The 9,885-nt window shown below is 32.8% G+C and carries 7 protein-coding genes; 5 read left to right on the forward strand and 2 right to left on the reverse strand.

Going from position 1 to position 9,885, the window contains the following annotated elements:
• Positions 1 to 272: 272 nt before the first annotated feature.
• A complete protein-coding gene (locus DNK84_RS15200; RefSeq protein WP_235826825.1) occupies positions 273 to 1,904 on the reverse strand; it encodes a hypothetical protein in 1,632 nt (543 codons plus the stop codon).
• A gap of 556 nt (positions 1,905 to 2,460) precedes the next feature.
• On the opposite strand from DNK84_RS15200, the gene DNK84_RS04810 reads away from it, so the two are divergent.
• From DNK84_RS04810 to DNK84_RS04830, 5 genes are all read left to right on the forward strand, one after another.
• Positions 2,461 to 4,383, forward strand: coding sequence for a hypothetical protein (locus DNK84_RS04810; RefSeq protein ID WP_162902230.1), 1,923 nt, complete (start codon positions 2,461 to 2,463; stop codon positions 4,381 to 4,383).
• Between the two features lie 170 nt (positions 4,384 to 4,553).
• Entirely contained in the window at positions 4,554 to 6,017 is a 1,464-nt protein-coding gene (locus DNK84_RS04815; RefSeq protein WP_119343430.1) for a TolC family protein, read from the forward strand.
• Complete coding sequence (locus tag DNK84_RS04820; RefSeq protein ID WP_119343431.1) at positions 5,995 to 6,984, forward strand: HlyD family secretion protein; 990 nt, start codon at positions 5,995 to 5,997, stop codon at positions 6,982 to 6,984. The genes DNK84_RS04815 and DNK84_RS04820 overlap by 23 nt, the downstream gene beginning before the upstream one ends.
• Positions 6,965 to 7,876, forward strand: coding sequence for a hypothetical protein (locus tag DNK84_RS04825; protein ID WP_119343432.1), 912 nt, complete (start codon positions 6,965 to 6,967; stop codon positions 7,874 to 7,876). The genes DNK84_RS04820 and DNK84_RS04825 overlap by 20 nt, the downstream gene beginning before the upstream one ends.
• Positions 7,861 to 8,691 (forward strand): FUSC family protein, encoded by an 831-nt coding sequence (locus DNK84_RS04830; RefSeq protein WP_119343433.1) that lies wholly within the window; start codon positions 7,861 to 7,863, stop codon positions 8,689 to 8,691. The genes DNK84_RS04825 and DNK84_RS04830 overlap by 16 nt, the downstream gene beginning before the upstream one ends.
• A 102-nt stretch (positions 8,692 to 8,793) precedes the next feature.
• Here the strand turns inward: DNK84_RS04830 and DNK84_RS04835 are convergent.
• Positions 8,794 to 9,885 (reverse strand): hypothetical protein (locus DNK84_RS04835; protein ID WP_162902231.1); only part of this gene is annotated, 1,092 nt, incomplete at its 5' end.

Consider the following 9,885-nt stretch of genomic DNA (forward strand, 5'->3'; position numbering starts at 1 on the left):
TATTCCTGTTACAGATTATTTCCCAATTAGCGTGATCTTTATAAAAAACTTTTATCGCTTGAAAATTATTTATTTCAAGCTATTTATTTCCTGATTTTAAAAGTAACAAACATAACCACATCTTTTATCCTTCAGTAAACTCAACTTGTTTGAATACTCCTAAACATTAGATTAAGCGCTTGATCTCATTGTCTAATCATAAACTATTAGCCATTATTGGGTAATCGAGCTTACATGCGTTGCTTTCTCAGATTTCATATCTTCTTTATTTATTAGCGTTTTTTTCCAGGATTATCAATAATCATACAATTGAAAAAGGAGCTCATTCGAGCAAGCTTTTCACATAACTTCTTGTTATTAAGAACAAGATATTTTATATTAGTCGACTCCATAGTTTTCATGGCACTTTGTAATTGCACATCTGAAAGTCTTATAAAATCATCATCTCTTACACTTAATCCAGTCACATTGCTCCCTATATTATTTAATATATCCTCAAAATTAAGAGCTATGCCAACAGTTTTGAGATCAACATACGATACTTTTGTGCGTTGCAAATCTTTAAAAAACAGTTTTGAATAAGGAGTAGTTGTTTGTCTTGAATGAGGATTAGTATCAATGATTAAATTTGTTATATTGGTACCATGTAATCCAGACAAACCTTCATTAATATTTTGAAACTTATGTTTCAGAGAATTAAGACTTTCATAGTCATTATCACCTAAACTTAGTGTCGTGACTTTTGTACCGACAAGGCCATGTAAAATCAACCTGATATCTTCTGGCAGGTAGTAACCAATATTGCTGTTTCTTAAATCTAAGTGTGTTATATTGGTGTTGCTGAGAGAATGTAAAGCCTGACTTAAATCATATGCTGTAATCATAGCGGGCAGCTTTGGATAACTAAGGTGGAAGTATGTCAAATCAGTTTCACTTAGCGAATGTACAAGAAATTCGAGATCTTTAGAATCTAAATCGTCATTATCATATTCGAAAGCAAGCGTTAATCCAAGAACATCAGGACTCAAATAGTAAGGAAATTGATCAAAGATATAATACGTACTCAAGTTATTTGAACTAGAAGGTACGTTAATCAACTGCAAATATAATTCGCCTGATGGCAGTGATTTAAGTTTATCTTCAAATTCATAATTTTTCCAATATTTGTTTGATCTTATGATGTCACCCATGTCAATACAAAATATTTTACCTTGAGAGCTTACAGGTATTTTCAGTTTGTCACTATTATCGCTCCTAATAAGCAATATTTTTTTATATTTTTTTTGATCTTTATTATTTTCTTCTGGTGGATATATATTAATGAATTCATTAGATTGTATATTGATTGGTGGTAGAATATCAACAGGGTGATTTTCATGCTGTTCTACCTCAATTGTTGCATGCTTATCCTTTTCTTGATCATTTTTATCATCACCTTGTTTATCATTACCTTGTTTATCAGATGCTTTTTTATCAGGTGCTTGTTTATCAGGTGCTTGTTTATCAGATGCCTGTTTATCAGGTGCTTGTTTATCAGATCCCTGTGTATCAGATGCTTGTTTATCAGATGCTTGTTTATCATCACCTTGTTTATCATCACCTTGTTTATCATCACCTTGTTTATCAGATGCCTGTTTATCATCACCTTGTTTATCATCACCTTGTTTATCAGATGCTTGTGTATAAGATGCTTGTTTATCAGATCCCTGTGTATCAGATGCTTGTGTATCGATTACTGACTGCCTATTCAACTGTTTGGCAGGCAGTGGTGATGGTCTTCTAATATAAATCGTTTGATCAACAGGTGCTGTTGTATCCATCAATCGCTTCAAGTTAATCCCGTAAGAGAAATTGTGAGCCAACAATGAAGTGGCTATTAGCCCTTTTAAAAATGTTTTTTTCATATAATAGACCCTTATGCTATATATTTTTTGCGTGTTGAAATCATTCCCCTTGAGCAAAATGATTAATAATAAATTGTCTCAAAGGTAATACAAAAACTATTATGGATTTTTATTCATACACTCCCCCATTATCATAAAAAGACTCAAATAGACACCACCCCAGTGTTATTTTTTAAAAACTATGCCTATCATACCTCAAAAACCATAACGCCATGAACAATACAAGTGCAAACAAGGTTTGCATAACAATAGTATCAATACCATTAAAAGCTTAATTGATAGACGTTTTATTAATTTGCGCTTTTTATTACCATATCTATCACAAACTAATTCACTAAATTACGAAACAGATCATTTAGTATTCAACCAAAGCTGCCTAGATTAATGTTAATCATCATCTTGTATATTTACCGTTCAACTTAAGACGAATAGTCTAAAAGTCATTGAGCTCGTTGACTTCGATTTACCTCTTAAATAGGATTGCTGTTAAGTAGTAATAATAATTAACTTCGATACTTGAATTTATACCAAGTTTAAAACTCGTGGAAAACATCATATGACAGGAAAAAAAATGAGTCCAGCACCTAAAAAGCAAAAATTTAAACTAAACAATGTTATCAGAATCAAAGCTTTATTAGCTGAAGACCAAAAAAAGATTGAAGCTTCGACTACAGTATCCTTAGCTAAGCAATCTAAAGAAAGTATTAATAGGATGGAAAGTGCCTTGTTAGCAATGGATGAGAAATATCGATCAAGATTTCTAGAAAAAAGGGTTTATAAAAACTTTCTTTATGAAATTGAAAACAACCTTTTTAATCTGGATGCCTCAACAGAATCTTTTTTTAGTGATGACTGTCAGTTGTATATAAACTTGGTTAGAAATAACATTTTTGACGCAGTGGATGCTAAAAGAATAATTTTTAACTCTCAATATCGGGTAGGCCTAGCAGCGAGAGTAACACAAAAAGTACTTAATGAATTTGCATTATCGACAAAGCACCGTATTGAATTATTTGATCTACTATATCATTACCCTGAACATTTTGACGTTCTATGCGAAACACTTGCAAATCAAAATAATCAAAGCCTAGATTGTATTGCACAGCTGAAAGAGACTTTTATGACATTAATACAGTCTGGCAAACATAAAGTGTTTACTGATTTATCTACATTATTACCAACAGATAATCGCCCTAAGGACAAACAACGAATTATCCGTTATGCATTAGACCATCCTACTTCAGGTGAATTAATAAAAAGTACACTGTTATCTTGTAATGATACAACCAAAAAAAATATTGTTGATTTAAGTAAGTTATTTTGTCAGGCACTTGGCCAAGAAAACATAACCATTTTTATAAAGCTCTGCCAACTATTACCAAGTAGTTGTACAAAAGAAAATAAGATATCTTTTGTTCGTTATTTATTGGGTACTGCGACCCCAATAAATAACGTTATTAATATTTTATCCGATTCATCTAATGAACAAAAAATGGCAATTGTTGAAAAATACCAAAATGACTTATTTTATTTCATTGACAAGGAAATTGATACTCAATCTACCTTCTATCAAGATTTATTGTCAAACCTAGGATCTTCTTTTGGTAATTTTTTTATCGAGTTTTCTAAGGTTAATAATTTATCAAGAAAGGAATATGAAAACTTGTTTGTGGAACTAGAAGAGGATGAAAAGATACGCACATCTTTAATGGATATAGTAAATTTATTTAAAATCGAGCAATCAGATGACATAAGTATTGCAAACCAAAGGCTTGCTTACCAATACATGAAACAAATTAGTCAGCTTTATCAGGCTTTACCTGAAAGTGATAAAGTAACAGAAAAAACAACACTATTAAGCTATGCATTAAATCACCCTGAATCAATAGAATTGATGAAAGATATATTCTTGAATATGAATGACTCAGGTAAGGAGATTGTACTGTCCCTGGGTGATCTTTTGTGTCAATCGATTGATAAAAAAACTACAGATACAGTGGTTAAATTAGCTTCTTTATTATCTATTGATTGTACGCAGGAAAATAAAGAACACTTTGCAAATTCGATTCTTAGCGAAAAAGATTATTGCAACTTACTACTAAAGATTTTTGCAACATTTAGTGATGAAGAAAGAAAATATGTAATTGATGAATGCAAAGAAAATTTTTTGTATGCAGTTAAAAATGGCTTTTTTAATAACGACTTTAATCCTAAGGTTAGGCATTGGTTTTTATCTGATAAAACGCAACTTCTATTACAGATTGCAATAAACGAACAACTATCCCATGAAAAAGCAATCCAATTTGTTAGCGAATATGAACAATATGCTGAACCAATAGCGTTGATAGCTGATAAATTTTCTTCACAAAATGCTAAAGGATCAATTCCAAAGCTTATGTTAAAAAGTTTAACCGAGGATCAGGACGTCATTGAAGAAGAAAAAAACAAATCATCTGTTCTCGGAGCAACCATCAAATAACTGGTTGTTGTAAACAAAAAAGATATCATATAAAGTAAAGCCTACGCTCAGAGACATAATAAAACGCTCAATTGAAAAAGAATGAAACCAATGTTGCACCCATGGTATTTTTCTCTCTATATTGCTACAATTAGTTTTTGTAGCAGCTCCAAAATGGAAATATAGTTAAAGTGAGATATAAGAAGAAATCATTGCTTTTTATCTATCAGTTTGTAACAATATGCTTTTTATTACTCTCAGGTTGTACGTATTTTGCTCCAAAGTATAAGACTCCTAGTGTAAAAACACCAGATAACTGGCAATTTGGAAATAGAAATAAACCCACTAATTTACCAATACTCTATTGGTGGAAGTCATTCAACAATAACCAACTTAATAAGGCTATTGACCTAGCACTTCAGTATAACACCAGTGTTTTGCTTGCTAAAAATAATATTGAGCAAGCTCAGGCCCAACTTGACACAGTTGCTCTGAATTGGGTCCCTGGAGTAAATTTCTTAAGCGGACTAATGAACAGTAATAGCAGCTTATCTTTAGATGGCTTTACTTTACCTGCAGCAAATAGCACTGTGGGTTTTATTGGGTTTATTCCACAATATACCTTAAATATTTTTAATAATATCACACGTTACCGGCAAGCCAAATACCTACTGGAGATGGCAAAAGCTGACTTTAAAAGTGTGCGCTTAACAGTAATTGGGAAAGTTGTAACAGCCTACTTTATTTCTGTGGCTGCTAAAGACAAACTGGTGCTACTTAATGAAGCAAGAAATGATATGTTACAGCTTTATGCAACAAAAAAGGCAGCAGTTGACCAAGGTTTTGGTAGTCAAATTGCTGTTAACGGCCTCTGGGCAAAAATAAATGATCTGCAAGGTCAAATTTCTCTTTGTCAGCAAAATCTGATACATGCTAAAAACGCCTTGCGATATCTCTTAGGTGAAACACCTGGAGGATATGTGATCAATATCACACTAAGTGCATTTAACCCAAACCAGATAATTCCAGGGAACCTACCTGCATCAGTAATAGCAGAAAGACCTGACTTAATAGCAGCAGAGTCAAAGCTAAAAGCAGCAAATGAAGGCATTGCGATAAACTCATCTTTATTAATGCCTACTCTAAATGTAAGCGCTTTTTTTGCAAAAATACACACACTAGGCTCAGGCGACCAAATCAGTTCAACGATTAACTCTAAATCTCTCTATGCTTCTAGCATTCTTTCACCAACGATATTTGGAACAATTCATCAAAGTAAAAAAGCATACAATCATGCTGAGATTGTTTATATTGACATGATTAACAATGTTTTGCACGAAGTAGATAATGCACTTGAATCTCATCACAGTTTAATAGAAAAATATCAGTATAATGTCACAGCACAACAGGCTGCCACAGGTAACCTTAAAATATCAAAGGCCTTATACAGAAAAGGGCTTATAAGTTTTAATACATATTTAGACAGCAAAATACAAAACACATTTGCAAGACTTATGGTACTGCAGTCAAGACTAGACGCATTGATTTCTGATATAGCCGTGTATCAAGCATTAGGCGGTGGATATAATTATCATGCTGAGGAATCTCACACAGCTAAAAAGGATAAAATAGATGTTCAAAAAGCTAAAAAATAAACTAAATTTTGCAACAATCATTTTTGGATTAGGTGCTTTAATTGCAATTTTTTATTTTATTGCTTCTTTTTTCACAATTACTGATAACGCCTTTGTTGTCAAAGTCATCTCACCGGTATCATCAAAAGTTAATGGGACTGTTACTGCTGTTTATGTTAAAAATGGCCAGCATGTACTTAAAGGGCAAAAATTATTTAAAATTGATGATGAATCTTACCTTTTATCATTTCAGTCTGCTAAAGCCCAGTATCTTCAAGGGAAAACAGGCATTGAAGCTTTGGAAAAACGTATCTCCATGACAGAATATAGTAAAAAGGCAGCCGAAGATAACCTTAAGCTTTTACAGTATAAATACCAACAAAAAAGCCAGGTATCCGTTAAAAATGCAGTCCCCTTTATGGAGCTTCATGAGCTGACATACCAAATCAGTGCACAACAAAATAGTATCCATGCATTATCACAACAGATTCAAGCACAAAAAATAGAATTAGAGCAGGCTAAAACAGCATTAGGTAGCTTGAAAGCGGCTTACCAACAAGCCCAACTTGACCTGGAGCACACAATAGTTAAAGCACAAAGTGATGGCGTAGTTAATAATATTTTTTTAGGAATTGGGAAAGCAGTGCATACAGGCCAAAGTGTTTTTTCATTGGTGGATGATGGTCCAACCTATATTCAGGCTAACTTTAAAGAAACAGACCTTGCAGGCGTTAAGTCAGGTGATTCTGTCTATATCTACCCTCGTGCATACTTTGGGAAAAAAGTATTCCATGGTGTCGTTGAAAGCCAGCCATTAGCTATTGATCGGCAAAAAAATAATCCAGTCAATAGTACACAAATTATTTTCAGTGAAAATAAATGGCTACTATTGCCACAGAGAATGCCTGTAATTATTAAAGTATTAGATACAGATCAAGATTATCCACTACAATCGGGAATGAGTGCTTATGTTTATATTCACGCTTAGTAGTTTTTTAGACCGCTTTGATCCATACTGGTATGGACGTTTAATGGCATTGAAGCTTAGTTATGTTGCAGTAATACTTTTTACCGTAAATGCTTTTTTGAAATCTCCATTTTCACCCATTCTTAGCATGCTTGTTGCTGGAGCTGGTATTCTTGTAATTGAAACCCCTGTCGTAAATACCATGAAAAAAAAAGATATAGTATATTTGCTATATGTGATATTAACATTACTAACAATTATACTATTTAACTTATTGAGTTATTTTTTATTAGGCTTTCTAATTGGCGCTTCCTTATGGGCTTTATGCTTATATATGTTATTTCGTAAACAGCCTCAAGTTTTTAGCATTATTAGTTTGATTCTATTATTAGGCCTAATGTCATTAGAAGGCCAACCTGCAACAAACATTGATCAAATAATCAATATAGTATTATATTTCTTGGAATTTTGTATAATTACCTTCTGGGCACATAAAATGTTTCCATGTTTTTACCTGAATATTTACAAAAGTGCTCTATTGCGTTTATTATACAGTTACAAAAATGTCATTGAACAAAAAAGCCTCACCCCTGGGTCTAATATTACTTTAATGCAGCATTTTAGTATTATAAAGCTAATCTATCCCTTGTTAAAATATAAGTCTTATGCACAAGATATTTCTTCTTTAAACATTGCATGCCAAGATTTCAAAGTCACTCTAGTTTCCACCTTAATAGATAAAAAGCCGGATGGTATACAACAAAAAAAACGATTAGCAGATATTGATAAGCTTATTGAAACAATAAAAAAAGGCCAAGATTGGCAGGAAGGTTTTATTGCTGCGCAAGATCAATACGAAGAAGCATTTTCTGAACTTGTGAAGTGCTGGAGCCGTTTATGCAAGAAAAGCTAATTCGCCTGAGAATTTGGCAAATTATTAGTCTGTTTGCTTTTTCAATTTTCCTTTATCAGTTTGCCCAGTGGCAACAGGGTATTTGGGTTGTCATCAGCGTAACAGCAATCATTGGCCCCTTTTACTCTGGCTTAACTATAAATAAAGCTCTACAGCGAGCAGGTGGAACACTTGCTGGCTTGATGATCAGTTTTCTATTAATGTTATTTTTACGCTACAATGATCAGCTTCTTTTTATCATTGGTATTATTTTAACCTGGTTTGTTGCTTTTGCCATGGCTCAAGAATATAAGTATTTCATCATGTTGGTTACCGTAATTATATGCATTAATTTTGCCTATTTAAATATTCCATATATCGATTACAGTCTACTTCATTATGTTGCCACACGTGGAATGGGCGTTTTTATTGGTATTTTGGTATTTTTAATTTTTGAGTATTTGATCTATCACAACCATCACTCGCAAAAATCATCCCATTTTTACTATCAAATACACAGAAAAAAATTGATGCACTTAATGTCTCAGCTTTTAGTTGCTTTAGAAAAAAATCAGATAACACAAGCTTATTTAGAGTCACATATATCCTTTATTTTTGATTTGTTCAACAAATACCAACAGGTTCAAAATGTCTATGGTTCGAGTCAAATTGATCATCATTTTAACTTATCTATATTTCAGCTAACTCGCTTAATGAAGCTTTATTTATACTATTGCCAAATATTATCTTGTACATTTTTGGATAACGAAAAGACAAAGAAAAAACAACTAGTGATTTTTAATCGTTTATTAATGATCGCAAAAAAGGGCAAATAATTGGCAAAGCAAAACTGTAATTTACTATATGTTCAAAACAACATTTATTATCATTCCTAAAATGGCTATAGATACCCACGGGCTTAGCCAGGATTGCCCTGTCTACCGATCTGTTATAGATGCATGTTTGTTGCATATAAGGTAAAACATCGCAACATCTCCGAAAAACCTTTTATAGTGATCGCTTGTTATTTTTATTTTAAATTCATTATCATCATAATCATAGTCTACATCTGCATCAAAATGCTTAGAAGTTTTAATAAAATAAGGTGGATCGTCATGATCAAAAATGTTATCATCATCTATATTCCTCGGACTATAAACACAATCATGAGCATTAATAACATAAGTATTTTTATGTGCTGAACCAGAAACTTCAAGACTATAAGTTTTCACATAATCATATTTGTTTAAAACAGTTGATAAAGAATCTATTTCTATCTGCAAATTTTTTATTTCGCTGCCGACTTCTTGGTTACCTAAAGTGCTTAACTTTAAGTCATAAGCAGAAACATTGGTAATCGTTGCACTACCTAACATCACTTTTCTCGAAGATTCCCCTACCTCTAACGTCCCATCCTCTGCTGCAATTGAGCCTGTTGCTTTATTTTTATTGTCTAAAAAACTCAAAGTATTGATATTATCTATCTGCCGTTTAGTAGCATCTTGGTTTGTATCAAAAACAATATTACCTTGCATCTGATTCTTCCCATATATGCTGAGCCAATTACTATTAGGGCTATTTAGTAAAAAACTGATTTTCAATGAGTTACTTTGGCGTAAGAATTGATAGGAAAATTGACTACTTTCTTTTGCTGATAGATTACTTGCCTGCTGCGTGACTTGTGCACCTGACAAGATATCTTTAAATCCCTTTATCGTAATTGTTGCTTTTCTTTCTGCGCCCTTATAATTGGCGAAAGTTGTTATAATATAATAGTCTGTTGTGGTATCTAATAATGGTGACTGCAATGAAAAGTCTTTAGGCAAATAAGGTGTTGATGGGCTACTACCAGCAGGTGGAACAGCATGCACAAGCCATGCAACCCCACTATTTTCCAATGATGCACCATCATGGTCATTAGCATAGTTATCTACTGCTTCGGCATACTGCACAACTTTTTTAGCTAGATTACTTGCTAGATCTTGCTGATGCTTGTTTTGTAGGTGTAAAGAGTTATTGTCAAATTTGGT

This window comes from Facilibium subflavum (assembly GCF_003574485.1).
Lineage (GTDB): Bacteria > Pseudomonadota > Gammaproteobacteria > Francisellales > Francisellaceae > Facilibium > Facilibium subflavum.

What these genes read in the sequence shown, in the direction of transcription:
- DNK84_RS15200 (WP_235826825.1), bottom strand. Translation starts at nt 1,904, where the DNA reads ATGAAAAAAACATTTTTAAAAGGGCTAATAGCCACTTCATTGTTGGCT.
- DNK84_RS04810 (WP_162902230.1), top strand. Translation starts at nt 2,461, where the DNA reads ATGACAGGAAAAAAAATGAGTCCAGCACCTAAAAAGCAAAAATTTAAA.
- DNK84_RS04820 (WP_119343431.1), top strand. Translation starts at nt 5,995, where the DNA reads ATGTTCAAAAAGCTAAAAAATAAACTAAATTTTGCAACAATCATTTTT.
- DNK84_RS04825 (WP_119343432.1), top strand. Translation starts at nt 6,965, where the DNA reads ATGTTTATATTCACGCTTAGTAGTTTTTTAGACCGCTTTGATCCATAC.
- DNK84_RS04830 (WP_119343433.1), top strand. Translation starts at nt 7,861, where the DNA reads ATGCAAGAAAAGCTAATTCGCCTGAGAATTTGGCAAATTATTAGTCTG.